The following is a 24,123-nucleotide window of genomic DNA, read 5'->3' as shown; positions in this document are numbered from 1 at the left end:
CGTGGGACGTATGGCTTGACCCGCCCAAGGCCGTTGCGCTTCCCTAGCCCGCCAGTGACGGCAACCACAACACGATCCCCGGAAAGGCGACCAACCCGGCGATGGTAAAGGCGTCCGCCACAAAGAATGGGGTGACGCCCTTGAACACGTCCTGCACGCTCAGATCATCACGCACGCCCGCCACCACGAAACAGTTGAGGCCAATGGGCGGAGTGATCAGGCAGAACTCGGCCATCTTGACGACGAGGATGCCGAACCAGATCGCACACATGGGCCCGGACATGCCGAATGTGCTGTCCGCCGCACTCACGAACTCGCCTCCGTTCAGCGCCATGACCGCCGGATAGACCACCGGCAAGGTCAACAGCAGCATCCCGATGGCGTCCATGAACATACCCAACACCGCATAGGCCAGCAGGATGCAGATCAGGATCAGCATCGGGGACACCGTCAGCGATGTGATCCAGTCCGAAAACGCACCCGGCAGGTCCGCGAAGCCAAGGAAGCGCACATAGATCAGCACCCCCCAGATGATGGTGAAGATCATCACCGTCAGCTTGGCCGTTTCAATCAGCGCATCCTTGAGTTCCTTCAGACGCATGCCGCGATAGAGTGCCATCAGGAACACGATGAAGGCACCCACGGCCCCGCCCTCGGTCGGGGTGCCCCAGGCGTCACCGAACGGGTTGTAGACAAAGAAGATAATGATCACGACCACCGCCACAATGGGCAGTGCCGGGGGCAGCGAGACCAGCCGCTCTTTCCACGTAAAGCCGGACACGGGCGGGCCGACATTCTTCCAGATCAGCGCGATCCCGATGATCATCGCGGCATAGATGATGGCCGAGAACGCGCCGGGGATGAACCCGGCCAGCAGCAGCTTGCCCACGTCCTGTTCCACGATGATCGCATAGATCACGAGGATGGCCGACGGCGGGATCAGCGAGGCCAGCGTGCCGCCTGCCGCCACAACTCCGGCTGCGAATTGTTTGTTGTACCCGATCTTGAGCATTTCGGGGATGGCGATGCGTGCAAAGACCGCCGCCGTCGCCACGGACGCCCCTGACACGGCGGCAAAGCCTGCGGTCGCGAACACTGTCGAGACGGCCAAGCCACCCGGCACCCACGCGATCCAGCGTTTTGCAGCCTCAAACAGGGCCGTCGTCAGCTTGGCGTAATAGGCGAGATATCCGATCAGGATGAAGGTGGGAATCAGGGACAAAGCTTGCGAAGATACTTTGGAATGAGGGACTTGGCCTGCGATCTTCACGCTGATTTCAATCGACTTGCCAAGGCGCGCAGGGTCATAGTCGAACCCGTTCCAGCGCAGCCAGACAAGGCCGAAGAACCCGGCCAGACCGGCGGCAAAGGCGACGCGCATACCCATGAACACCATGAACAGCATGCCGCCGGTGGTCCACAGACCAATCGTGATCGGATCCATCAGTCTGCCCCTTCCAAGGACTTGGCCTCGGCGATGGCCTGTTCAGCCACGCTTTGGATCAGGGGGACGGCCACGGGCCGCTCGAGGTTCAGCCAGAAGGCGCGGCCGTAACCGAAAGCTTGCAGGACAAGGCGCAGGCACAGCACCGCAAAAGCTACGGGTACGATCAATTTGCTGGGCCAGATGGGCAGCGAGATGTCGATAGAGCTGTCGCGGCTGCACAGGGGTCGCGCACAATCAAAGGAGCGGTCGAAATGGGCCCATGAGCCCCACACAAGCGCGATCATCAGCATCAGGATCAGCAGGATCGACACCAGTTCAAAGAACCACAGCCAGCGCCCCTTCATCGCACCGATGATGATGTCCATTCGGATATGCCCGCCATTGCGCTGCACATAGGAGACCCCCATGATCGCGATCAGCGGCATCAACATTTCGATCAGATCAACATAGCCGAGAAGCGGTTTTTCGAAAAATTCACGGCCCGTCACGGAATAGGCCGCAAGAAACATCAGCGAAAAGGCGGCCAGACCGCTGAGCAGCGCCATGACCCGCTCGATGGGCACAAGGCCACGATCCAGCCGGCTGAGCAGGCTTGAATCTTCGAGGACCGTTGAGGTTCCCGCCATATCTGGTCCCTTTTTAGGATATGTCTGGATGTAGGGTGGGCAATATTGCCCACCCTACGTTGGCTCAGCTGCCGGACTTGGCGTCGGCCAGTGTCTTGACCACGAGGTCATAGAGTTCCTGACCGGGCAGGCCTTGCCCTTCCATGTCGGCAATCCACTCGTCGCGGATCGGATCCGCGGCCTTGGCGCGGAATTCGTCGATCACACCAGCATCAATTTCGACCTTCTGCACGCCTTTCTCTTCCAGCACCGAATCCCAACGCTGAAGCAGTTCGGCGTAGTTGGCGAGGTAGTGGTCAATCGCTTCGGGCACCGAGCTGTCCAGCGCCTCGCGCTCCGCATCCGACAGCGCCTCGTAGGCGTCGATGTTCACCACAACAGGGCAGTTCACGGTGCCGGGGTTCAGGTTCGCCGTCCACCATTCGGCCTGATTGATCGTACCGAAGGACAAGTGGGCGTGCTGCGCAAAGGCGACCGTGTCCACGACACCCGATTCCATGGCCTGATATGCCTCGGTCGCGGTCACGGATGTGGGCACACCGCCCACGGCAGCAAAGGCGTTGCCGATACCACCTGTCGCACGCACGCGCATGCCTTCAAAATCCGCGAGGCTGGCACGCGGTTCGCCGGTGCCAACAAGGTTATATTGCGGCATGGGCGACGTCATCAGCAGCTTGGCATTCCACTGCGCCATTTCCTCGGTCGCGGCGGGGTGGGCATAGACGGCGGCGGATACGGCCACTTCCTGTTCGAGGTTCTCGACCCCGAGGAAGGGCAGTTCAAGAACGGTGATCACGCGGTTCTTGTCCCGGTGGTAGCCCGCACAGAACTGCGCCATCTCGAACGCGCCGATGCTGATCCCGTCAAGGTTCTCGCGGTTCTTGGAGAGGCCCCCATAGCTGATGTTCATGGTGAACTCGCCGTTGGTCTTTTCACTGACCAGCTCGGCCAGCTTTTCGACATGTTCGGTGAAGGCGCGGCGTTTGCCCCAGACCGATACGTTCCATTCGGTGGCCGCGGCTTCGAGTGCGAACGTGCCCGAAATCGCAGTGACAACGGCGCCGATTGCAAATTTGTTCATGTGTTTCTCCCTGAAATGCGGGACGTGGTGGCCCGCTTGAGCCAGAAGCTAGCGTGGCATTGCAGCGCTGCCAAGGGCCAAGGGGTGGATAGAGCGCATGGGGGCTCTGCCCCCCCGGCCAGAGGCCGGACTTGTTAAGAAAGGGGGCTCCGCCCTCGGCCAGAGGCCGGACTTGTTAAGAAAAGGGGCTCCGCCCCCGGCCAGAGGCCGGACTCCTTAAGTACAAGGGGCGCTGCCCTGGCCAGAGGCCTCCCCCGCGGTATTTCTGGTCAAAAGAAGATGTCGGGGCGTTCAGGGCACCACCACGATATTGCCCACATGGGTCTTGTCGATGAAGGCGGTTTGCGCGGCGTGCAACTCGCTCAGAGGATATGTAGCGGCCAGAAGCGGTTTCACCTCGCCCCGTTCGATATATTCGATGACGTCCCCAAATATGTTGAGCGGCACGACAGTCGAGCCTGTAAATGTCAGGTCGCGCAGATAGAACGTACGCAAGTCCAGTTCGACCAGTGGCCCGGCGATCGCACCCGAGCAGGTGTAACGCCCACCCCGTGCGAGCACATCGATGATGCCACCGAAGGCCGGGCCACCCACGATATCGGCTACCACCGTGACCGTGTCGCGCCCGATTGCCCTTTTGAGCGCGTGTTTGAGGTTGTCTGGCTGACGCGGCAGCAGCGCATCCGCGCCCAAAGCGGCCATATCTGCGTGCTTTGCCCCGGATGCCATGCCCACCACCACTGCCCCGCGCCGTTTGGCCAGTTGGACAAGCGCCGAGCCGACGCCGCCTGATGCCCCGGTGACCAGCACCACGTCATCGGCACCGACATCGGCGCGCGCCAGCATACCTTCGGCTGTGGTGTAGGAGCAGATGAACGTGGCCAGTTCCGCATCGCTGAGTGCGCTGTTGACCACCCCGACCCCACGGTGATCCGCGGTGGTATATTGTGCAAAGCCCCCGTCCCGTTCGCTGCCGTAATACCCCGTCTTGTCCCGGTTCATCGGATCGGACCAGTCGCGTAGCCACCCGTCCGTCATCACCCGCCTGCCGATCAGATCGGACGGCGCGTTGGCTCCGACCGCGATGACGGTGCCCACAGCATCCGCGCCCTGAATGCGCGGAAAGGTGATGGGAGCCCCACCCCAACTGGGATCCTCATCATCGATGGCGTCGTATCCATCCCCCGACGTGGCCGCCGTCACCGCCTTGGAATACCACCCCACGCGCGTGTTGACGTCCGTGTTGTTGAGCCCGCAAGCCCCGACCTTGATCAACACATCGTCCGGGCCGACAGACGGCATTGGCCAATCGGCGTGGTATTTGAGCGCATCCATGTCGCCATGCGCGTGCAGCACAAAGGCATTCATCGTATCGGGCAGGCTCATCTGTCAAAGCTCCTTATGGGTGTCGGAGGGCCATCTGATCGCAATTCAGCGCACAGGAATAGGGCCTCGTTTCAGGATGTTGCAATGGTGATGTGTAACGTGGGGCCGATGCGGGGTGTGGTTCCGGGCGGCGCGAGGTCGGGGCAAGGCGGTGCAGGGGTGGCTTTTGTCGGGATAGGATCACCTTCACATTAACCTCTAATCATCTGTAATACTTGCATTTATATGAATAGTTAGATTGTATATTTACAGACTTTACAGTTTTTCGGAAACATATTTACAACAAAGCCGCGCACCTTCAGCGTTTTATTTCATTCTTTATCGCTTTGGCTATGATCGCAGCCAAATGGAGGGGGACCCGCGCCCGACTGCGCCGCCACAGGAGGATGGCCGCACCCGGACGCCCCTTCGACATATCAAACACAAGACCCCGTGGAGGACCCCATGCCCAACACCAAAACCTATGCCCCATCCCCCGAAATGGTGGCCAGCACCCATGTGGACGCCGCCAAATATGATGCGATGTATGCCGCCTCGATCAGCGACCCGGAAGCGTTTTGGGACCAGCATGGCAAGCGCATCGACTGGATCAACCCTTATAAGACGGTCAAGGACGTCAGCTATGCGTTCGGGAACGTCAACATCAACTGGTACGCTGATGGGACGTTGAACGTCTCGGCCAACTGCATTGACCGGCATCTGGCAACCCGCGGCGATCAGACGGCCATCATCTGGGAACCAGACAGCCCCGACGAAGACGCGCTACACATCACCTACAAACAATTGCATGCCGAGACATGCAAGATGGCCAATGTGTTGAAATCATTGGGTGTTGGGCGGGGGGATCGGGTTGTTCTTTACATGCCGATGATCCCCGAGGCCGCTTATGCGATGCTGGCCTGTACGCGGATCGGGGCCATTCATTCCATCGTATTCGCAGGCTTTTCGCCCGACGCGCTGGCCGCCCGCGTTTCAGGCTGCGACGCCAAGGTGGTGATCACATCCGACGGGGCCCCGCGCGGCGGGCGGACCACCAACCTCAAGGACAACGTCAATCAGGCGCTCATCAACGTGATGCACGACACACATTGTCTTGTGGTCAAACGCACAGGCCAGCAGATCGCATGGCGCGACGGGCTGGATCACTGGCTGCACGAGGCTGCCGAAGGGGTCGATGCCGACTGCCCGCCCGAGGAAATGAACGCCGAAGACCCACTGTTCATCCTTTATACCTCGGGCTCGACCGGGCAGCCCAAGGGCGTCGTTCACACGACCGGGGGCTACATCGTCTATGCCGCCCTCACCCATGAAATCACCTTCGATTACCACGATGGCGACGTCTACTGGTGCACGGCCGATGTGGGCTGGGTCACGGGCCACAGTTATATCGTCTATGGGCCTCTGGCGAATGGGGCGACGACGCTGATGTTTGAAGGGGTGCCGACATACCCCGATGCCTCGCGGTTCTGGCAGGTCTGTGAAAAGCACAGGGTGGCGCAGTTTTACACCGCCCCAACCGCGATCCGCGCGCTGATGGCCCATGGCAACGACCCGGTCGCGAAATGTGATCTGAGCAGCCTGAAACTGCTTGGCACCGTGGGCGAGCCGATCAATCCCGAAGCGTGGAACTGGTACAATGACGTGGTCGGGGGCGGACGCTGTCCGATTGTGGACACGTGGTGGCAGACCGAAACGGGCGGGCATTTGATGACCCCCCTGCCCGGTGCGCATGCGACCAAGCCCGGCTCCGCGATGAAGCCGTTTTTTGGCATCAAACCGGTTGTGCTGGAACCTGCCACCGGCGACATCATCGAAGGCAACGGGGTCGAGGGAGTGCTGTGCATTGCCGACAGCTGGCCCGGCCAGATGCGCACCGTGTGGGAAGATCACGAGCGCTTCGAAAAAACCTATTTCAGCGACTACAAAGGCTATTACTTTACCGGTGACGGGTGCCGCCGGGACGAGGATGGTGACTACTGGATCACAGGCCGCGTCGATGACGTGATCAACGTCTCGGGCCACCGGATGGGCACCGCCGAGGTCGAAAGCGCACTGGTGGCCCATGCCAAGGTCGCTGAGGCCGCAGTGGTCGGCTATCCCCATGATATCAAAGGGCAAGGCATCTATTGCTATGTCACGCTGATGAATGGGCAGGAACCGGATGAGGCGTTGCGCAAAGAGCTGCGCACATGGGTGCGCAACGAGATTGGGCCCATCGCCTCGCCTGATCTGATCCAATGGGCACCCGGCCTGCCGAAAACCCGGTCCGGCAAGATCATGCGGCGCATCCTGCGCAAGATCGCCGAGGATGACTTTGCAGCCCTTGGCGACACCTCGACCTTGGCGGACCCAAGCGTGGTTGATGACCTGATCGAAAACCGTATGAACAAGCGGCCCTGATCTGGGTGGTGCGCCAACACTGGCGCACCAGGGCTCGTGGGATGCAGGGTCAGCTGCTGATCACATCCACTACAAAATCGCACGCACCGCCCAGCAAATGTGTGGCCTGTTGCGCATTGATCCTGCCGATCTCCTGCGGCGCATGCGCTTTCCCGCCGACATCCCCGTCACCGCCCTGCCCGACATGTTGCCAGCGGGTGAGGCCGGTGTTCAGACCGTCGCTAATCGCTTGCGCCTCGGTACCCCCGAGGTTCTCGCCCGTCAGTATCTGTGCAACACCGATCTGCAAGTCGAAGAGATCAGCTATCTGCTGGCCTGTCGCGATCCCAATTCGTTTGGCCGGGCGTTTCAGGGGTGGACGGGACAGACCCCAATGGCTGTGCGCGGTCAGGGTGCGCCCTGAAGCGCAGTGCGCGCGTCATAGCGATAGACCCAGTCCTGGCGGGCATGGATCAGCCCCGGCACCAACCGGGCCCCTATCGCCATAGGTCCATAGAAACCCATGCGTCCCAAGACAGAGCCTTTGTGAAACAGGCGCGCGTTCGCAGCCGAGCCTTTCTGGATGCGACTGGTGCGTGCGATGCGGGCCTCGAAGTGGCGCGCAAACCCTGCATCGATCGAGGCTGCATCACCCAGCGCCTCGGCCAAAACCCACGCATCCTCAAGGGCTTGCACCGCCCCTTGCGCCATTGAGGGCAACATCGGATGCGCCGCATCCCCCATCAGACCCACCCGCCCATCATGCCATCGCGGCAAAGGGGCCCGATCAAACAGCGCCCATCGGTTCAGCGTGCCGGCCTTGGAGATCAGCGTCGAAATCACCGGATGCCAGCCTGCAAACGCAGCCTGTGCGTCGGCTTTGCTGCCTTCGATCCGCCAGCCTTCGCGCGCGGGTTCGACCTGTTCAACCATCCCGACAAAATTCGCCAGCATCCCGCCACGCAACCGCGTCGTGACCGCATGCCGTCGGTCCCCCGCCCAGACACAGGCGGTGGGGGGCGGCGCAAAATCTCCCAAAGCGTCCACCGGGACCACCGCACGCCACGCCACATTGCCGGTATAGCGCGGATGATCCGGCCCCAGCATTTGCGCGCGAACAACCGAATGCAGCCCATCAGCCCCGATGATGCAGTCGCCGTCAGCAGTGCTGCCATCCCCAAAGCGCAGCGTGGCGGTACGACCCGCTTGGGCAAAGCCCGCGACAACCCGCCCCGTCTGCACCGCATCCGGCGCAAGTGTGGCCAGCCGCGCTGCCAGCGCATCCGCCAAATCCGCGCGATGAACATGCATATAGGGCGCGCGCCAACGCTCGCGGGCGTATGCTTTCATCGGCAAGTGGAACACCTGCCGGCCCGAGCGCCCCATACGCATTTCGATGGCTTCGGGTTCGAACGCGGCGTGCTCCAGATGCGGAACGACGCCCAAACCCTCCAGCACCCGCCAGCCATTGGGTGAGATTTGCAGCCCCGCCCCCACGTCGCCCAGGGCCGGGGCCTGTTCGAACACGCTCACATCCCACCCCCGCAGGCGCAGCGCAATGGCACTGGCCAGCCCGCCGATGCCGCCCCCTGCGATCATCGCTTTCATGTCAGGACACCATCAGCGCGCATTTGCGCAACCTGATCAGCGTGATAGCCAAGGTCGCGCATTACCGTGTCGGTGTCGCCGCCCCGCACACCCGGCGGGCGCGGTTTCGGCGCAGGCGTGCCGGAAAACCGTGGCGCGGGCGCACTTTGGCGCACCCCATCAAGGTCCGCATAAACACCACGTGGCCCCAGATGCGGGTGCTCTGCCGCCTCCTCCATGCTCAGAACCGGGGCGACACAGGCATCAGTCCCTTCAAAGGCCGCCGCCCATTCATCCCGCGTGCGCGTGGCAAAGATATCTGCCAGTCGCGCCGTCACCCGTGGCCATGCCGCCCGGTCCATCTGTGCGGGCAGCGCCGCGTGCTCCAGCCCCAGTCCCCGCAGCAACAGCGCGTAAAACTGCGGCTCAAGCGCGCCCACAGCCACATCACGCCCATCCGCGCAGCGATAGCAGCGATAAAACGGTGCACCACCATCCAGCCAATTGGCCCCCGGCGCGCCCCACACGCCCTGCGCCATCAGCCCGTGGATCAAGCCCATCATCGCAGGCACCCCGTCGATCATGGCCGCATCAACCACCTGACCCCGCCCTGTCACCCCGCGCGAGATCACAGCCGCAAGCAGCCCATAAAGCAGAAACATCGTGCCGCCGCCGTAATCCGCCACAAGGTTCAGCGGCGGTTTCGGCGGGGCCTCGGGCGTGCCCATCATGTGCAAGACACCCGTGGTCGCAAGATATGTGATGTCGTGGCCCGCCACATGGGCCATCGGCCCCGCCTGCCCCCACCCGGTCATGCGCCCGTAAATGACAGTGTCGGGACAGGTTTCGGGGCCAAGGCCCAACCGCTCCATCACGCCGGGCCGGAACCCTTCGATCACGATATCGGCCGCCGCCATCATCTGCCGCGCGACCCTTTGTCCGGCAGGTGATTTGAGGTTCAGCGCAACGGATGACTTGCCCCGCCGGTTGATGTCATGGGCGTGCGCAGGGCCGGAAACCCTGTCGATCACGCAGACCTGCGCGCCCAGATCCGCCAGCAATTGCCCCGCCAGCGGCGCAGGCCCAAGTCCCGAAAACTCCACCACTTTCAGACTGTCCAACGGTCCCGGCATAGGCCCCTCACCCTTTACTATCTTTCGGGAGTATATTTGGCGATATCGGGAACTACACCCCTATCCGTAGGTGATGCCCATCCTGAAGGTCGATCTGCCATGGGTGCTTTCACCCCCAAAGACCGTGTGGTTGATCCATGTAATGACCGTAGGGGCAAATCGACAAACGTGGACAGACCAAATAGCTGTTGACGTCGAAAGACTGACGCAAGAACAGGTCGGTCCGTTGCAGATGGAATTGGACAATCGGATCACATCCCAAATCAAAATGGATGTTATGAGGTAGCCATATCCAACACTGTCATCGAATTTAGGTCTCGATCAATCCGGTTGATTTACAATGGCTTAGCCGAAGCATTGGCGATCCTGATCCAAAGAATGCCAACAAATGCCCGCTCGGCGGATTGCGCAAAGTTGGTTGGAACACAGTCAAGAGGGCTTGGGCCATGTCCCGCCCGACACGCAGTTTTTGAGTCGCCAGCAAATACGGGTGAGCGTTAATCACGCCTTGACTGCTTTGAAAGCGGATTTGGAGGCCGACGAGCACATGAAAGAAGGTAAGGTGCCCCCGGGAAAAACATCGCAGCACACTGTGTGGCGCTATCTGCGGAGGGATCAGAAGAGAGACCAAAAGCCCCGCAGTACCTGAAACCCAGCTAAAAACGATAATTCTCAGTGTGAAATGGTGCCCCCACACGGACTCGAACCGCGGACCTACTGATTACAAATCAGTTGCTCTACCAGCTGAGCTATAGGGGCATTCGGCGCGGGTCTAATCAAAGTCGCGCGTGCGTGCAAGATGGTTTTGCATCACGAGCAGAGGTTTTATCCTGTCGCAAAACAGGTATACCTCGTTACCGAACTCACCAGACAAGATCGAGGTCACAAACGATGCAACTGGTTCTGCATGCAGGTGCGCATTTTACCGAAAATGAACGGCTTATGCGCTGTTTGCTGCGCAACAAGGAACAGTTCTCAAGCCGGGGTGTGGCTGTCCCCGCGCCAGGCAAGTACCGGGTGTTATTGCGTGAAACGCTCGACGCCCTTGAGGACGCGCCCCCCGCCCCCGAAGCGCGCGATATCCTGCTGGATGCCATCCTCGACGAGGAAAGTGCGGATCGCATGATTCTCAGTCACATGTATCTGTTCGGTGCCCCCAGGGCCTGCGTGCGGAACGGGATGATTTATCACGACGCGCCCCGGCGGCTGGCGCATTTGTCATCGCTGTTCCCGCATGATGATATCGAAGTGTTTCTGGCCATGCGCAATCCCGCAACCTTCCTGCCCGCCTTGTTCACCAATGCCCCTCAGGCCGATATGGACAGTTTTCTGCGCAGGGCCGACCCCGGCGCAATCCGCTGGTCCGACACCATCGACCAAATCCGCGCCGCGGTGCCCCGCATCACACTCACCACATGGTGTTTTGAGGACATGCCGATGTTGTGGGCTCAGATCATCCGTGAGATGGCCGGGCTCGAACATGGTGAAAAAATCATTGGCGGCTTTGATCTGTTGTCAGAGATCATGTCCGCCGAAGGGATGCAGCGGTTTCGCGCCTACCTGCACTCCCACCCCACCATGACTGAAATGCAGAAACGGCGCGTGATTGCGGCGTTCCTCGACAAGTTCGCCATTGATGACGAGATCGAGGAAGAACTGGACGCACCCGGGTGGGATGACAGCACGATTGAGGCACTCACCGAGATCTATGAAGAAGACATGACGCGGGTGGCGCGGATTCCCGGGGTCACGTTCATCGCGCCTTAGGGCGCCTTAAGGTGTCTTATCGCCGCATCGCCCTTGGGCGCATCAGCTCATGCCAAGCGCCTCTTTATACATCTCCAACACCGCTTCTTCTTCGGCAATGTCGTCCTTGTCACGTTTGCGCAGCGCGATGACCTTGCGCATGACCTTGGTGTCATAGCCGCGGGCCTTGGCCTCGGCCATCACCTCTTTTTGCTGATCCGCCAGATCGCGTTTTTCCATATCCAGACGCTCGATACGCTCGATGAACTGGCGCAGCTCGTCGGCGGTGACGCGATAGCTTTCGGCATTGGTGGCGGTGTCGGTCATGTCAGGCTCCTGGCGCTTGAGGGTGACTCGCGGGATAGCCGGGTGCATCCCGCCCTGCAAGAGGGTTTGGGGCCGCAGCGTTCTTGCCAACCGCCCGGGCCTGCGGTAGCCCTGCGCGCATGGAAAATACGACGGCTTTTGGTGTGTTTGATGCGTTGATCTGGAGCGGCGCTGCGGTGTCTGTGGTCGGTCTTGCGGGGTTGATCTGGTGCATCGTCAAAGTGTGGCGCGCGCGGCGGGCGCAATTGGATGACGAAGGGATGCGGACCGTCATGGCGCGGGTCTTGCCGTTGAACATGGGTGCGCTGTTCTTGTCGGTGATCGGGCTGATGCTGGTCATCGTCGGCATCTTTCTGGCGTAGGGATCGCAGGTATGCAGATAGAGTGGATATACGGGTTGATCGGCGGTCTGCTGATCGGCAGTGCAGCGGCGCTGATGTTACTGGGCAACGGACGCATCATGGGGGCAAGCGGCATTGTCGGTGGACTGATTGACGGGTCCGCAACCGATCGGGGTTCAACACTTGCATTCATTGCAGGGCTGATCGGGATGCCCGCGCTGATGAGCCTTGGTGGCTGGCAGGTCGACACGCAGGCAGCCTCGGCCCCGGTGCTGTTGATCACAGGCGGGCTGGCCGTCGGGATCGGCACACGCTTTGCCAACGGATGCACATCCGGGCACGGGGTGTGCGGGATGTCGCGCCTGTCGGTACGTGGTTTTGCGGCGACGCTGGCCTATATCGGCGCGGGCGCGATGACGGTCACGGCGATGCGGATCGGGTTGGGTCTGTGATGCGTTTGATGATTGCAGCGCTCAGCGGGGCACTCTTTGGCGCAGGCCTGCACATCTCGGGCATGACCGATACAACAAAGGTGCGGGGGTTTCTGGATTTTGCGGGCGCGTGGGATCCGACGCTGGCCTTTGTGATGGGGGGCGCGATCCTGCCGATGGCAGTGGCATGGCGGGTGACGCGGGGGCGGGCTCCGCTGTCGGGCGGCACCTTTCCGGCCCCGCCCCGGCACGAGATAACCCGTCCGTTGATCGTCGGCTCGGTGCTGTTTGGCATTGGCTGGGGCCTTGTTGGATTGTGCCCCGGCCCTGCGCTGGCATCGCTGAGCTATGGCGGATGGCAGGGGGCCCTGTTCCTTGCGGCAATGCTGACGGGCATGGGAGCTGTCCCGCGTCTGCGCCGCGCGCTGGACAGTGCCGAGAGGGCGGCATAGCCTGCGACCATGGACATCCGACAAATCACCCCAACCTATTTTGTGGCCCCGCAAGTTGACCCCACGGATATGCAAGCCGTGGCCGCCGCAGGCATCACAACCGTGATCTGCAACCGCCCCGACGCCGAGGTGCCGCCCGCCTTCCAGGCCGATGCGGTTGAACAGGCGGCACGGGCGGCGGGGCTGGAATTTGTGCGGCTGCCGCTGACGCACCAGACGATGAACCCGGAAAATGTGGGCGCACAGATGGACATAGCCGCGCACGCGCAGGGTGCGGTGCTGGCCTATTGCGCCTCCGGAACACGCTCGACCGTGGTGTGGTGTCTGGGTCAGGCCAGACAGATGGCGGCCGACGACATTCTGGCGGCGGCCCGCGCAGGCGGATATGATCTGGACAACCTGCGCCCGACGCTTGTGGCGATTGCGCGGGCCAAGGCCCCCTAACCTACATTTTGCATGGCGAGATCGGGCAAATCCGCAAGGTCCGGTAAGTCGGCGAGGTCCGGCAGATCATCCAGATCCGGCAGCGATGTGTCGTCCGCCACCGCAACAGGCGTTGCAAGATCAGGCAGGTCTGACGCCGTAAGCTCCGCGTCAAGCGCGGCCATGGTCGCCTCCAACTCCTGATCGCTGACCTCATCCGCGTCCTCTTCGCGCCGCCGGGCGGTCACAAACTCCTCGACCTGGGGCATGTCGACCAGCGGCTCATCGCTGGCCCTGCGCAAGGGTTGCGAGGCATGGAGCGGTTTGCGCTGTGGCTTGACGGCGCGCATTCCATCGACCTGCCCGACAATGCCACGCCCGATGATGCGCCCCGTTGTCGTCGTGATCTGAACAGACGGGAACTGCCCCGGTGTGAGCGGGAAGGCGTCACCGACCTCAAGCGCGCGCACCGCACTCAGCGGCAGATCCATCTGGCAGATCACCATGTTCAACTCTGCATGCAGACCCATCACCGTCGACGACAGGTCAGCCGCCGGTGCTTGGGGGGCCGTGCCGTCTTCTGCGCTGTCATGCGGCTCTTCCCGGGCCTCGGGATTGGGCAGAATCAGCGTGATCTCGCCCTGCCGTGCGCCGCGCGCCATATCCACCGTCAGTTTGATCGCGGTATAGTCTGACGCCTCAAGCGCCATGGCCAGCGTGCGCCCCGACTCCGCCTTGGCCCCAAAACAAAACCCATCAATCAGGGCGCGATCGCCCGCGTCATCCAATATCCCCGCAACCCGTGCAATCACCGCGTCCAAAAGGGGCGCACACACAGCGGCATCGGTGCGGGTCATCGGCCGACTGTCCCCCTTGTCGGGCTGTACCTTACCCATGGTTTGCTGCTGGATCAGCCCGCCCACCACAACCGGATCAATCATCGCCGCCCCGACGCAGCCCCGCGGTCCGTCCATCAACATCAACAGCACCTCGTCGTCCAGCATATCGGGCACGTTTTCACCGCTGACCCCCTGAACCACGGCCCCGATCACGGCCATGGGCAGATCCATCAGCGTATCCGCCACCTTGGCCACGCTGAGACGCATCGCCTTTTGCAGCGTCATTGCGCGCGCGTCACGCTCTTGGCGACCAGCGGCCGCGATGCGCCCCAACACGGTGTCTGGTTTGGTGTCGCCCATATCCTCCGCCGCCGCGCGGCTCGCCATTACGCGCTCAGGTCTAGGCCAGATTGGTTACCAACCGCTTTACAACACAACAGTATTTTAAGCACAGCTATTGAGCAGCCAGCGCCGCCTGTGTCGGCAGATGAACGGTAAACGCATTGCCCGACGGCCCGCCCTGAAACGAGATTTCGCCCCCAAGCCGCGTCATGATCTCGCGGCAAATCGCGAGGCCAAGACCCGCGCCCGCCTCGTCATTGTCACTGATCCGGGCGAATTTTTCAAAAATCAGCGCACGCGCCGCAGGGGGGATCGGCATGCCGTTGTCCGAGAAGACGACCGCAATCGCACCGTCGTCCTGACGCACTTCAATCACCAGCCGCGGCTCGTCCGCCTGACAATATTTCTGTGCATTTGTAATCAGATTGATGAAGACCTGCGTCAGCCGATCAAGGTCGGTGGTCAGGGTCACCGCCTCGTCCAGATGACGACGCCGGATGTCCAACGGGCCGGTCCCGCTGGCCTGCGCCGTCAGGATCGCCTTTTCCAGAACAGTGCTGAGTGTCCCGGTCTCGAAGTTCAGATTGACCTGCCCGTTTTCCAACACACTGAGGTCCAGCAGATCATCCAGCAACCGCGTCAGACGGATCGCCTCACCATGGATGATGGAGGCATATTTCGTCTTTTCGACCTGCCCCAACCCATCCGTATCCCGCAGGATTTCCGAAAACGAGCGGATCGAGGTCATGGGCGTGCGCAATTCGTGACTGATCTGGCTGAGGAATGCATCCTTCTGCACCGAAAGCGCGGTCAGTTTCGCGTTGGCGTCACGCAGCTTGCGCGCTGTGCGGCTGAGTTCGGACGATTTTGCCTCAAGCTGGTTGGAATATTCGAGGATCTGCGCGGACTCGTCCGCCACCGCCATCAAATCCTGCACCGACACCGATGCGCCCCCGACCAATTGGCTGATCATGGCATGCGCAGTTGCGGCTCCGACCGAGCCGGTCAATTCACGCTCAAGCTGTTGCAGAAAACCCGGTGTGGGTTCGGGCAGATGGCCCTGTACGCCCTGGCGCGCAGCCTCGGCACGGAACAGGTCAAGCGCCTCGGTAGCCCCCAATATCCGCTGCGTCATAATCAGCAGATCTTCGGAGGTGGCAAGGGCGGCGTCCCAGCCCCGGGCTTGGGTGGAATGATCAAAGACGTTGACGAATTGCGCGCCCTGCAACCGCTCAAGCGGGCCGGGAAAGGTGAACAGCGACACGATCACGAAGGCCGTCGTGTTCAGCGTGATCGACCACACGATGGCGTGGACGGTCGGGTCCAGCCCGCTGATCCCGAACAGGGCCTGCGGGCGCAACCATGATAGGCCAAACAACCCGGTGTCGAAGGTGGCAACACTCAGCACCGCACCGGGGCCAAAGCTGGGCAGCAGCGAACAAAAGACCCAGACGGAAAAACCGACACACAGCCCCGCCAATGCTCCCCACCGCGTCGCCCCCCGCCAGAAAATACCGCCCATCATCGCAGGCAGGAACTGCGCCACCCCCGCAAATGAGATCAAACCCATCGCCGCCAGCGCCGAGCCACCGCCCGAAAAGCGGTAATAGAGATAGCCAAGCCCGATGATCATCAGGATCGAGGCGCGCCGCGACAGGATCACCACATTGCGCACATCCCCCGACACCTGCGCACCCGGCCCTTGCAGGTTGAGCCACACAGGCATCACCACATGGTTGGACATCATCGTCGACAGCGCCAGCGTGGCCACAATCACCATCGACGTGGCCGACGAAAATCCGCCCAGGAAACTGAGAGTAGCCAGCCCCACCTGCCCCTGCGCCAAGGGCACGGTCAACACGAACAGGTCGGGATTGGACCCCGCAGGCATCAGATCAAGGCCGACGACTGCGATGGGCACCACAAACAGGCTCATCAGCAGCAAATAGACCGGAAACGCCCAGCTTGCGATTTGCAGGTGCCGCTCGTCCTCATTCTCGACCACCATGACCTGAAACATGCGGGGCAGTGCCAGAAAGGCCGCGGCAGACAGGGCCGTCAGCGCCACCCACCGGCTGCGATCCATGTCCCACGCGCCAATGGGCGAGGCGTCAATCTGCTCCATCATCGGGGCAAGCCCCCCCGCCACGCCCCAGACCACAAAGATGCCCACCGCCAACAGTGCAATCAGCTTGACAACCGCTTCGACCGCAATGGCGATCACGACGCCATCATGGCGTTCGTTGGCGTTGAGGTTCCGGGTTCCGAACAGGACGGTAAAGATCGCAAGGCCAAAGGCGACCCAAAATCCCGCGATCAACTGGTTGAGCGGGGCATCCCCGCCGGGTTCGGAAAAGATCGACAGCGACAGGGTGACTGACTGCAATTGGAGCGCAATGTAAGGGGTCACGCCGATCACGGCCATGATGGTGACCACAATGGCAAGCAGGTTGGACTTGCCATAGCGGGCGGAAATCAGGTCCGCCACCGATGTGGCCCGCTGCGCCCGCCCAATGCGCACCAATTTGCGCAAGGCCCACCACCAGCCGATCATCACAAGGCTGGGGCCCAGATAAATCGTGACGAACTCCATCCCTGACCGGGCCGCATAGCCGACGGCACCGTAAAACGTCCACGCGGTGCAATAGATCGACAGGGACAGGGTATAAACGAGCGGAGAGCGCAGCCACCCCCCCTTGCCCCGCTGCGCGGCACGCTCCGCGAGATAGGCGATGGCAAACAGAAAGATGACATAGCCAAGGCTGACGCCGATCAGCTGATTGACGGAGGTCACCTAGGGGCCTCGCCGTCTTGGTCGGTGGAGGTGTCGCGATGGGCAAACAATGTCGCCCACAGCGCAAAGGCCGCCATGATCAGACCGATCCACACTACAAAGACATAGACAATCGCCGACGACATCGCCATCGGCTCGGGCGCGTCAGGGCCATCCGCAACGGTCGGCCAGAACACCGGCAACAGCCACAAGGCGATGCCCGCAATCGGCAACAGGCGCAACGCATCCATCAAGCGGCGGCGACGATACCCGCGCTGCTCAAGGAACACAGGAGGAGAGGTGCCAGTGTCACTCATTGGGCCAGTTGAACAAGGTCACGCACGGCCGTCATGACTTCGGTATTGGAATACGGTTTGGTCATAAAGCGGCTGACCCCCGCCTTTTCAGCCTGTTCGCGGTCGCGCGACTGCCCCCGTGCCGTCAGCATCAACACCGGCATCTTGGCAAAATCGGGATCGGCGCGCACTTCGGTCAGAATATCCAGCCCACTTTTGCCCGGCAGCATATAATCGAGGATCACCAGATCGGGGCGCATGGACTGGATCGTGTCCACCGCCGTCGCCCCATCCGAATGGGTATCGACCTGCCAGCCTTCCCGGCTCAGCAGAAAACGGATCGCTTCAATGATGTTGGTCTCGTCTTCGACGAGCAGAACATGCTTGCCCATGCTCTTTTTCCTCCCTGATCGCGCCGCCCCCCCGTGGTCTTCGACCTCTCCCGCGGCGCGTCTTGACTATGTGAGGTTTTGGGCGTTCTGTCAAAAGCCTCAGAACCCGTCGCTGAGGATCGACGGTTCGCGCCGCGCCGCGCATCCGGCAACCGGACAAATCCGGCAAGCCGCCCCGATTTCAGTGGCAGGGGTGCCCTCGTTCCGGGCCGCGTTCGGCGCGCGCACGATCAGCATCGTGGCCTCGATCAGCGGGGGCACGTTCAGCACAACCCGGCCCATCGGTTGGGCCGTGGCATAGCAATCAAACACCGCGTCCGCCCGCCCTGCCATGCGGACCCGCTGGTGCACGACCTGCCCCGGCTGGCTCAAGCCCTGAAACAGCGGCCACAGCGGACAGGCCGCCCCAAAGCGGGGAATCGTGAACCCCTCGATGCCTTTGCGAAACAACAGACTGCCCGACCGGTCCGACACCACAAGGCCGCAGCCATATTCGGGCACTGACGCGAGGCGGCGCATGATCCGCGCAATCGATACACCGAACTTTTCCGACAAATCGATCGGATCGGTGATATTGGCCGCCAGCGCGGCGCGCAGATCGGACATGGCCACCCGCGTGCTGTCGGCCTTGAGGCGGGTCAGGATACCAGCGGCGATGTGACGAGAGGCATGGGACGACAATTCGGGGGCGGCGGCGATCAAGGTGGGGACATCCGTGCGCCCCTTTTCCAAGGCCTCAAAGCTGTAATCGTGAGCCAGCAGAAACGCCTCGACCTCTTCCTGGGGGGAACTGGTCGAGGCCGCCTCGCCGGTTTCGGCATCCAGAAAGCCGACAAGGGTTTTGGAACTTTCCGCAAGGCGGCGGCTGTCGGCGTCGATATTGGCGTGAAAGCGGTCGCGCCATTCCGGTGCGATGTCCTTGTCTCCGGCCAGGATCGACGCGGTGGACCGGATCGAGGCAGCGGTGGACAGAACCTCGTGCACCGACGCCGCGAGGGCCGGGTCATGGGCCAGCCGGTCACTGAGGGATTCGACCGTGCGCTCAAGTCCGGCGATCTTGCGATGGGCCGCCGCCAACGCCTCGGCCCAGCCGGGAAAACGGCCCGCGAATTCCTCGGCACGCATCGCTTCGGCCTCGGTCATGGGAGTGCCCTCGCCCGCGTCGCGCAGGGCCGCGATCAGGGCGGCTTCGGCCCCTTCGGTCAGGGCCGATGCCTCAACTGCAAGGGCCTGCGCAATGTCGAGCAGCAGCTTGCCTCCGATTCTGCGCCGGTTGTGTTCGATCAGGTTCAGATATGAGGCGGAAATGCCGATCTGACGGGCCAGATCGGACTGTTTGTAGCCTGCCATCACGCGGCGTTCGCGGATGCGGGTGCCGGTCAATGCCTCACGAGCCATGGGCTGCATCCTTTGGTTTCGTGTTCCATTTCAACGCGTTTCTGCGACGCAACATAATGAAGTTTACAAAGTGAGCCGCGAACTTGTGGATATATTTACAAAATAATCGTGAAAAACAAGGGGGTTATTGCGCAATTTTCCGAAGCGACGGCATAACTGCTTTGCATCAAAAGGTGCCGCACACCCCTGCCCGAAGAAGCGGGGAGGTGCATTTCAACATTTGGGAGGATATTTATGTCCAAGATGAACCTGACACGTCGTGGCGTGATCCAGACCGGCGCAGTGGCCGGCGCTGCTGGTCTCACGTTGCCAACGTATCTGCGCGCGGACGGCCATTCGGGCTTTACCAACGCGCCCGAAGGCAGCTCGGTCACACTGGGTTTCAACGTGCCACAGACCGGCCCCTACGCGGATGAGGGCGCGGACGAGTTGCGCGCCTACGAACTGGCGGTCGAACACCTGAACGGCGGCGGCGACGGCGGCCTGATGAACACGTTCTCGTCCAAGGCCCTGCAAGGCAACGGCATCCTGGGCAAGAAAGTCGAATACGTCACCGGCGACACGCAGACGAAATCGGATGCGGCCCGCGCCTCGGCCCGCTCCATGATCGAAAAAGACGGTGCCGTGATGATCACGGGCGGCTCGTCCTCCGGTGTGGCTGTGGCCGTGCAGGCGCTCTGCCAAGAGGCGGGCGTGATCTTCATGGCCGGCCTGACCCACTCCAACGACACCACCGGCAAGGACAAGAAGGCCAATGGCTTCCGCCATTTCTTCAATTCCTACATGTCCGGTGCGGCGCTGGCCCCAATCCTTGCCAATAACTACGGCACGGACCGCAAGGCCTATCACCTGACGGCGGACTACAACTGGGGCTATACCACAGAAGAAGCGGTGCGGACCTCGACCGAAGCCATGGGTTGGGAAACTGTTGCGGCTGTGAAAACACCGCTGACACAAACCGACTTCTCCTCCTACATCGCGCCGGTTCTGCAATCGGGCGCGGACGTGCTGGTTCTGAACCACTACGGCGGGAACATGGTGAATTCGCTGACAAACGCGGTTCAGTTCGGCCTGCGCGACAAGCTGGTGAACAACAAGAACTTCGAGATCGTCGTGCCGCTCTACTCGCGCCTCATGGCGAAGGGTGCGGGCGCAAACGTCAAAGGCATCTTCGGGTCCACCAACTGGCACTGGTCGTTGCAGGACGAAGGCTCCAAAGCGTTCGTGCAATCCTTCGGCACCAAATACGGCTTCCCACCCAGCCAGGCAGCACACACCTGCTACGTGCAGGCGCTGCTTTATGCGGATGCGGTCGAGCGGGCCGGTTCGTTCAACCCATGCGCGGTCGGCGAAGCCCTCGAGGACTTCCAGTTCGACGGCATGGGCAACGGCCCGACGCTCTATCGTGGCGAAGACCACCAGTGCTTCAAGGACGTGCTGGTCGTGAAAGGAAAAGAGAACCCGACATCCGAGTTCGACCTTCTGGAGATCGTGGAAGTCACACCCACCAGCCAGGTCACGTATGACGCGTCGATCTTTGGTGGCGAACTGGGCTCCTGCAACCCAGGCGCCTAAGCGATCCTTTGAAAGATCTGGGTGGGCCGCCTGACTGGCCCACCCTGCCCTGCCCCGGCGCACGCTGGTGTGGCACCTATTGCTCAAACCAAAGGTCAGTCCGATGGAAGCGATCATCCTTCAAGTACTCAACGGGCTCGACAAGGGCTCTGCCTATGCGCTGATTGCGCTTGGCCTTACGCTCATCTTCGGCACGTTGGGTGTGGTCAACTTTGCCCACGGGGCACTGTTTATGATCGGCGCGTTCTGTGCGGTGACGCTCAGCCGGATCATTTCGCTGAGCCACGAGGTGGTGGACGAGACCCAAACCGACTTTCTTGGCAATCCGCTGAAGGTGGATGTGCCCTATGTCTATGACTGGTTCGGACAAGCCACGGGGGATGCGATCATCGATTGGGCCGTGCCGCTGTCGATCATCTTCGCGATTCCGGTCATGGTCTCCATCGGCGTCCTGATGGAGCGAGGGCTGATCAAACACTTTTACAAGCGTCCCCATGCGGACCAGATCCTTGTGACCTTCGGCCTCGCCATTGTGCTGCAAGAGATCATCAAATATTACTACGGAGCCAACCCGATCCCGACCCCTGCCCCATCGGCGTTCAAGGGATCGTTCGACTTTGGCGCGATGATGGGTTTTGATCCCAATGTCATCATCTACCCCTACTGGCGGATCATCTATTTCGGCTTTGCGGCCGTGATCATCGGTGCGGTCTTTGCCTTCTTGCAATTCACCACCTTCGGGATGGTCGTGCGGGCCGGGATGGCGGACCGCGAGACGGTACAACTGCTTGGCATCAACATCGACCGACGCTTTACGCTCATGTTCGGGATCGCGGCAGCTGTCGCGGGGCTGGCGGGGGTAATGTATACCCCGATAAACTCGCCCAATTACCACATGGGCATGGACTTCCTTGTGCTGTCCTTTGTGGTCGTCGTCGTGGGCGGCATGGGCTCACTGCCCGGTGCGGTCGCCGCAGGCTTCCTGCTTGGCATCCTCGAAAGCTTTGCGTCGATGCGCGAAGTGCTGGACGTGCTGCCCGGCCTCAACCAGATCATCATCTATCTTGTCGCAATCATCATTCTGTTGACCCGTCCTCGGGGCCTTATGGGCCGCAAGGGCGTGATGGAGGACTAAGCCATGTTCGGACTTGAAGCCAAAGACTTTCGCCTTCTGTTGCTGGTCACGCTGCTGACCATGGCCGCGCCCTTCATCCTCAACCCCTTTCCGGTCGACTCCGGCATGGCCCAGTTCAACGCGGGCTACCCGGACCTGATGCAGCGGTTCGTGATCTTCGGGATCTTCGCCATCGGGTTCAACATCCTGTTCGGGCTGACGGGGTACCTGTCCTTTGGGCACGCGGCCTTCCTCGGGGTCGGATCCTATGCGGCGATGTGGATGATGAAGCTTCTGACGATGAACGTGATCCCCGGCATCGTGGTATCGGTGATCGTAGCCGGTATCTTCAGCCTTGCGGTTGGGTGGATCAGCCTCCGCCGCTCGGGCATCTACTTTTCGATCCTGACGCTGGCCTTTGCGCAGATGTCCTATTCGCTGGCCTATTCGGTGCTGACACCGATCACGGGTGGAGAAACCGGCTTGCAACCCAAGGTGACCGACCCGCGCATTCTGGACGCGGCGCTGACGGGCAATGCGCCCAAGGCAAACCTGTTCGGGCTGGAAATGGGCAGCAGCACGGAACTGGCCATGGGCGGATGGGTCTTTACGTTCAACGTCGGCTACTACGTCGCGGCTGTGGTGATGATCTTTGCGTTTTACATGTCGATCCGCATCTTCCGCTCGCCCTTCGGAATGATGCTGCGCGCAGTCAAATCCAATCAGCAGCGGCTGAACTATACCGGGCTCAACGCCAAGCCCTACACGCTGGCGGCCTTTGTGATCTCGGGCATGTATGCCGGGCTTGCGGGCGGTCTGATGGTGGCGATGGACACGCAAGTGGGGGCGGAACGGATGTTCTGGACGGCCTCGGGCGAAGTGGTTCTGATGTCGATCCTTGGCGGTGTCGGCACGTTGATCGGGCCGGTCCTTGGCGCAGGGGCGATCAAGTACATGGAAAACATCCTGTCCAAGATCAACAAGGACATCCTTTATGAATGGTTCGCCTTCATGCCGGATGGGTTGCAGGACTTTGTCATCACGCTGGTCTATCCGTTCATCGGCAAAGGCTGGCACCTGACACTGGGGCTGATCTTCATGGCCGTGGTCATCTTCCTGCCCGGCGGGCTGGTCGAAGGCGGACAGCGGGTCGCCGCCCTGTTCAAGCGCAAGAAACCATCCGACAACACGCCTGACGGCAAAACCACACCTGCGGAATAAGAGGAGGAACGATCATGGGAATTCTCGACGTCAAAGGTGTCGGCAAACGGTTCGGCGGGCTTCAGGCCCTCGGGGACGTGAACCTGAGCGTGGCGGAAAACTCGGTCCATGCGATCATCGGACCCAACGGCGCGGGCAAGTCCACGCTCCTGAACTGCCTTGTGGGCAAGCTGATCCCCGACACAGGCTCCGTCATGTTCGACGGGCAATCGGTGCTGGGGCGCAAACCCTACGAGATCAACCAGATGGGTATTTCGCGCGTGTTTCAAACGCCCGAAATCTTCGGCGACCTGACGGTGATGGAAAACATGCTGATCCCCTGTTTCGCCAAACGGGACGGGGCATTCACGCCCAACGCTTTCGCGGCAATGCGCAAGGACGGCGAAATGTTCGACCGGGCAAGCCACATGCTCGAAGAGATGAACATGGCGGACAAGCGGCACATGCATGCAGCGTCCCTCTCGCGCGGCGACAAACGGCGGCTTGAGATCGGGATGTGCCTGTCACAGGAACCACGCCTGTTGCTGCTGGACGAACCGACCGCCGGAATGGCGCGGGCGGATACGAACAACACCATCGATCTGCTCAAACAGATCAAGGACGACCGCGATATCACCATTGCCATCATCGAACATGACATGCATGTGGTGTTCTCGCTGGCCGAACGGATCACGGTGCTGGCACAAGGCACGCCGCTGGTCGAAGACACGCCCGACAAGATCAAGGGCCACCCCAAGGTGCGCGAAGCTTATCTGGGCGAATCCCAGGACGCCGCATGAGGTGGGCAGCGTGCCCACGCTACCCCGACACCCGC

General features: G+C 61.4%; 23 protein-coding genes and 1 tRNA gene. 11 read left to right on the top strand and 13 right to left on the bottom strand.

All coding sequences use genetic code 11. The annotated features are described in order from the left end of the window. Positions 1-43: 43 nt before the first annotated feature. From Q0859_RS07620 to Q0859_RS07605, 4 genes are all read right to left on the bottom strand, one after another. A complete protein-coding gene (locus tag Q0859_RS07620) occupies positions 44-1,444 on the bottom strand; it encodes a TRAP transporter large permease (RefSeq protein WP_299149357.1) in 1,401 nt (466 codons plus the stop codon). Beyond that, the gene (locus Q0859_RS07615; RefSeq protein ID WP_299149356.1) at positions 1,444-2,073 is read right to left on the bottom strand and encodes a TRAP transporter small permease; all 630 of its coding nucleotides are present in this window, start codon (positions 2,071-2,073) and stop codon (positions 1,444-1,446) included. Before Q0859_RS07615 ends, Q0859_RS07620 begins: the two co-directional genes overlap by 1 nt. A 64-nt stretch (positions 2,074-2,137) precedes the next feature. After that, positions 2,138-3,154 carry a C4-dicarboxylate TRAP transporter substrate-binding protein gene (locus Q0859_RS07610; RefSeq protein WP_299149355.1) on the bottom strand — a complete coding sequence of 339 codons (1,017 nt, stop codon included), beginning with the start codon at positions 3,152-3,154 and terminating at the stop codon, positions 2,138-2,140. 291 nt (positions 3,155-3,445) lie between these two features. After that, positions 3,446-4,540 carry a zinc-binding dehydrogenase gene (locus tag Q0859_RS07605; protein WP_299149354.1) on the bottom strand — a complete coding sequence of 365 codons (1,095 nt, stop codon included), beginning with the start codon at positions 4,538-4,540 and terminating at the stop codon, positions 3,446-3,448. 444 nt (positions 4,541-4,984) lie between these two features. On the opposite strand from Q0859_RS07605, the gene acs reads away from it, so the two are divergent. Both acs and Q0859_RS07595 read left to right on the top strand, forming a co-directional pair. Next, positions 4,985-6,940, top strand: a complete 1,956-nt coding sequence (gene acs, locus Q0859_RS07600) for an acetate--CoA ligase (protein ID WP_299149351.1) — start codon at positions 4,985-4,987, stop codon at positions 6,938-6,940. 142 nt (positions 6,941-7,082) lie between these two features. Further along, positions 7,083-7,343 carry a hypothetical protein gene (locus Q0859_RS07595; protein WP_299149349.1) on the top strand — a complete coding sequence of 87 codons (261 nt, stop codon included), beginning with the start codon at positions 7,083-7,085 and terminating at the stop codon, positions 7,341-7,343. Here the strand turns inward: Q0859_RS07595 and Q0859_RS07590 are convergent. The 3 genes from Q0859_RS07590 to Q0859_RS07580 all read right to left on the bottom strand — a co-directional run bounded on the left by Q0859_RS07590 (position 7,328) and on the right by Q0859_RS07580 (position 10,398). Beyond that, positions 7,328-8,527, bottom strand: coding sequence for an FAD-dependent monooxygenase (locus tag Q0859_RS07590; RefSeq protein WP_299149347.1), 1,200 nt, complete (start codon positions 8,525-8,527; stop codon positions 7,328-7,330). The genes Q0859_RS07595 and Q0859_RS07590 overlap by 16 nt on opposite strands. Next, a complete protein-coding gene (locus Q0859_RS07585; protein WP_299149346.1) occupies positions 8,524-9,639 on the bottom strand; it encodes a CaiB/BaiF CoA-transferase family protein in 1,116 nt (371 codons plus the stop codon). Before Q0859_RS07585 ends, Q0859_RS07590 begins: the two co-directional genes overlap by 4 nt. A gap of 683 nt (positions 9,640-10,322) precedes the next feature. Further along, a tRNA-Thr gene (locus Q0859_RS07580) sits at positions 10,323-10,398 on the bottom strand. Positions 10,399-10,530: 132 nt separating this feature from the next. Here Q0859_RS07580 and Q0859_RS07575 point away from each other — a divergent pair. Then, positions 10,531-11,406 (top strand): hypothetical protein, encoded by an 876-nt coding sequence (locus Q0859_RS07575; protein WP_299149344.1) that lies wholly within the window; start codon positions 10,531-10,533, stop codon positions 11,404-11,406. Positions 11,407-11,448: 42 nt separating this feature from the next. Here the strand turns inward: Q0859_RS07575 and Q0859_RS07570 are convergent, their stop codons facing one another. Further along, positions 11,449-11,712 carry a DUF2312 domain-containing protein gene (locus tag Q0859_RS07570; RefSeq protein WP_299149341.1) on the bottom strand — a complete coding sequence of 88 codons (264 nt, stop codon included), beginning with the start codon at positions 11,710-11,712 and terminating at the stop codon, positions 11,449-11,451. Positions 11,713-11,831: 119 nt separating this feature from the next. Here Q0859_RS07570 and Q0859_RS07565 point away from each other — a divergent pair, with 119 nt between their 5' ends. Genes Q0859_RS07565 through Q0859_RS07550 form a run of 4 tightly spaced genes read left to right on the top strand, consistent with a single transcriptional unit; the run spans position 11,832 to position 13,380 of the window. After that, the gene (locus Q0859_RS07565) at positions 11,832-12,074 is read left to right on the top strand and encodes a hypothetical protein (protein WP_299149338.1); all 243 of its coding nucleotides are present in this window, start codon (positions 11,832-11,834) and stop codon (positions 12,072-12,074) included. 11 nt (positions 12,075-12,085) lie between these two features. Continuing rightward, a complete protein-coding gene (locus Q0859_RS07560) occupies positions 12,086-12,505 on the top strand; it encodes a YeeE/YedE thiosulfate transporter family protein (RefSeq protein WP_299149335.1) in 420 nt (139 codons plus the stop codon). Next, positions 12,505-12,936 (top strand): DUF6691 family protein, encoded by a 432-nt coding sequence (locus Q0859_RS07555; RefSeq protein ID WP_299149333.1) that lies wholly within the window; start codon positions 12,505-12,507, stop codon positions 12,934-12,936. The genes Q0859_RS07560 and Q0859_RS07555 overlap by 1 nt, the downstream gene beginning before the upstream one ends. Positions 12,937-12,945: 9 nt before the next feature. Next, complete coding sequence (locus Q0859_RS07550; protein WP_299149330.1) at positions 12,946-13,380, top strand: TIGR01244 family sulfur transferase; 435 nt, start codon at positions 12,946-12,948, stop codon at positions 13,378-13,380. On the opposite strand, the gene Q0859_RS07545 is transcribed toward Q0859_RS07550, so the two are convergent. The 5 genes from Q0859_RS07545 to Q0859_RS07525 form a co-directional block, all read right to left on the bottom strand. After that, positions 13,377-14,585, bottom strand: a complete 1,209-nt coding sequence (locus tag Q0859_RS07545) for a flagellar motor switch protein FliM (RefSeq protein ID WP_299149326.1) — start codon at positions 14,583-14,585, stop codon at positions 13,377-13,379. The genes Q0859_RS07550 and Q0859_RS07545 overlap by 4 nt on opposite strands. Positions 14,586-14,652: 67 nt before the next feature. After that, positions 14,653-17,334, bottom strand: coding sequence for a sensor histidine kinase (locus Q0859_RS07540; RefSeq protein ID WP_299149323.1), 2,682 nt, complete (start codon positions 17,332-17,334; stop codon positions 14,653-14,655). After that, positions 17,331-17,630, bottom strand: a complete 300-nt coding sequence (locus Q0859_RS07535) for a hypothetical protein (RefSeq protein WP_299149320.1) — start codon at positions 17,628-17,630, stop codon at positions 17,331-17,333. The genes Q0859_RS07540 and Q0859_RS07535 overlap by 4 nt, the downstream gene beginning before the upstream one ends. Beyond that, positions 17,627-18,001 carry a response regulator gene (locus Q0859_RS07530; protein WP_299149318.1) on the bottom strand — a complete coding sequence of 125 codons (375 nt, stop codon included), beginning with the start codon at positions 17,999-18,001 and terminating at the stop codon, positions 17,627-17,629. The genes Q0859_RS07535 and Q0859_RS07530 overlap by 4 nt, the downstream gene beginning before the upstream one ends. A 99-nt stretch (positions 18,002-18,100) precedes the next feature. Further along, positions 18,101-19,399: a short-chain fatty acyl-CoA regulator family protein gene (locus Q0859_RS07525; RefSeq protein ID WP_299149316.1), complete on the bottom strand. Its 1,299-nt coding sequence runs from the start codon at positions 19,397-19,399 to the stop codon at positions 18,101-18,103. 234 nt (positions 19,400-19,633) lie between these two features. On the opposite strand from Q0859_RS07525, the gene Q0859_RS07520 reads away from it, so the two are divergent. From Q0859_RS07520 to Q0859_RS07505, 4 genes are all read left to right on the top strand, one after another. Then, positions 19,634-20,974: a substrate-binding protein gene (locus tag Q0859_RS07520; protein ID WP_299149314.1), complete on the top strand. Its 1,341-nt coding sequence runs from the start codon at positions 19,634-19,636 to the stop codon at positions 20,972-20,974. A gap of 103 nt (positions 20,975-21,077) precedes the next feature. After that, positions 21,078-22,109 carry a branched-chain amino acid ABC transporter permease gene (locus Q0859_RS07515; RefSeq protein WP_299149312.1) on the top strand — a complete coding sequence of 344 codons (1,032 nt, stop codon included), beginning with the start codon at positions 21,078-21,080 and terminating at the stop codon, positions 22,107-22,109. A 3-nt stretch (positions 22,110-22,112) separates the two neighbouring features. Then, positions 22,113-23,309 (top strand): branched-chain amino acid ABC transporter permease, encoded by a 1,197-nt coding sequence (locus Q0859_RS07510; protein ID WP_299149310.1) that lies wholly within the window; start codon positions 22,113-22,115, stop codon positions 23,307-23,309. Between the two features lie 14 nt (positions 23,310-23,323). Then, positions 23,324-24,088 carry an ABC transporter ATP-binding protein gene (locus Q0859_RS07505; protein WP_299149308.1) on the top strand — a complete coding sequence of 255 codons (765 nt, stop codon included), beginning with the start codon at positions 23,324-23,326 and terminating at the stop codon, positions 24,086-24,088. Positions 24,089-24,123 lie beyond the last annotated feature (35 nt).

The sequence above is a fragment of the uncultured Tateyamaria sp. genome (assembly GCF_947497045.1).
Taxonomy (GTDB): Bacteria; Pseudomonadota; Alphaproteobacteria; order Rhodobacterales; family Rhodobacteraceae; genus Tateyamaria.
The sequence above is the reverse complement of the archived record's forward strand: the minus strand, read 5'-3'. Positions and strand labels throughout refer to the sequence as shown.

Coding starts and splice junctions, on each gene's coding strand:
- Q0859_RS07620 (WP_299149357.1), bottom strand. CDS start 1,444: ATGGATCCGATCACGATTGGTCTGTGGACCACCGGCGGCATGCTGTTC.
- Q0859_RS07615 (WP_299149356.1), bottom strand. CDS start 2,073: ATGGCGGGAACCTCAACGGTCCTCGAAGATTCAAGCCTGCTCAGCCGG.
- Q0859_RS07610 (WP_299149355.1), bottom strand. CDS start 3,154: ATGAACAAATTTGCAATCGGCGCCGTTGTCACTGCGATTTCGGGCACG.
- Q0859_RS07605 (WP_299149354.1), bottom strand. CDS start 4,540: ATGAGCCTGCCCGATACGATGAATGCCTTTGTGCTGCACGCGCATGGC.
- acs (WP_299149351.1), top strand. CDS start 4,985: ATGCCCAACACCAAAACCTATGCCCCATCCCCCGAAATGGTGGCCAGC.
- Q0859_RS07595 (WP_299149349.1), top strand. CDS start 7,083: ATGCGCTTTCCCGCCGACATCCCCGTCACCGCCCTGCCCGACATGTTG.
- Q0859_RS07590 (WP_299149347.1), bottom strand. CDS start 8,527: ATGAAAGCGATGATCGCAGGGGGCGGCATCGGCGGGCTGGCCAGTGCC.
- Q0859_RS07585 (WP_299149346.1), bottom strand. CDS start 9,639: ATGCCGGGACCGTTGGACAGTCTGAAAGTGGTGGAGTTTTCGGGACTT.
- Q0859_RS07575 (WP_299149344.1), top strand. CDS start 10,531: ATGCAACTGGTTCTGCATGCAGGTGCGCATTTTACCGAAAATGAACGG.
- Q0859_RS07570 (WP_299149341.1), bottom strand. CDS start 11,712: ATGACCGACACCGCCACCAATGCCGAAAGCTATCGCGTCACCGCCGAC.
- Q0859_RS07565 (WP_299149338.1), top strand. CDS start 11,832: ATGGAAAATACGACGGCTTTTGGTGTGTTTGATGCGTTGATCTGGAGC.
- Q0859_RS07560 (WP_299149335.1), top strand. CDS start 12,086: ATGCAGATAGAGTGGATATACGGGTTGATCGGCGGTCTGCTGATCGGC.
- Q0859_RS07555 (WP_299149333.1), top strand. CDS start 12,505: ATGCGTTTGATGATTGCAGCGCTCAGCGGGGCACTCTTTGGCGCAGGC.
- Q0859_RS07550 (WP_299149330.1), top strand. CDS start 12,946: ATGGACATCCGACAAATCACCCCAACCTATTTTGTGGCCCCGCAAGTT.
- Q0859_RS07545 (WP_299149326.1), bottom strand. CDS start 14,585: ATGGCGAGCCGCGCGGCGGCGGAGGATATGGGCGACACCAAACCAGAC.
- Q0859_RS07535 (WP_299149320.1), bottom strand. CDS start 17,630: ATGAGTGACACTGGCACCTCTCCTCCTGTGTTCCTTGAGCAGCGCGGG.
- Q0859_RS07530 (WP_299149318.1), bottom strand. CDS start 18,001: ATGGGCAAGCATGTTCTGCTCGTCGAAGACGAGACCAACATCATTGAA.
- Q0859_RS07525 (WP_299149316.1), bottom strand. CDS start 19,399: ATGGCTCGTGAGGCATTGACCGGCACCCGCATCCGCGAACGCCGCGTG.
- Q0859_RS07520 (WP_299149314.1), top strand. CDS start 19,634: ATGTCCAAGATGAACCTGACACGTCGTGGCGTGATCCAGACCGGCGCA.
- Q0859_RS07515 (WP_299149312.1), top strand. CDS start 21,078: ATGGAAGCGATCATCCTTCAAGTACTCAACGGGCTCGACAAGGGCTCT.
- Q0859_RS07510 (WP_299149310.1), top strand. CDS start 22,113: ATGTTCGGACTTGAAGCCAAAGACTTTCGCCTTCTGTTGCTGGTCACG.
- Q0859_RS07505 (WP_299149308.1), top strand. CDS start 23,324: ATGGGAATTCTCGACGTCAAAGGTGTCGGCAAACGGTTCGGCGGGCTT.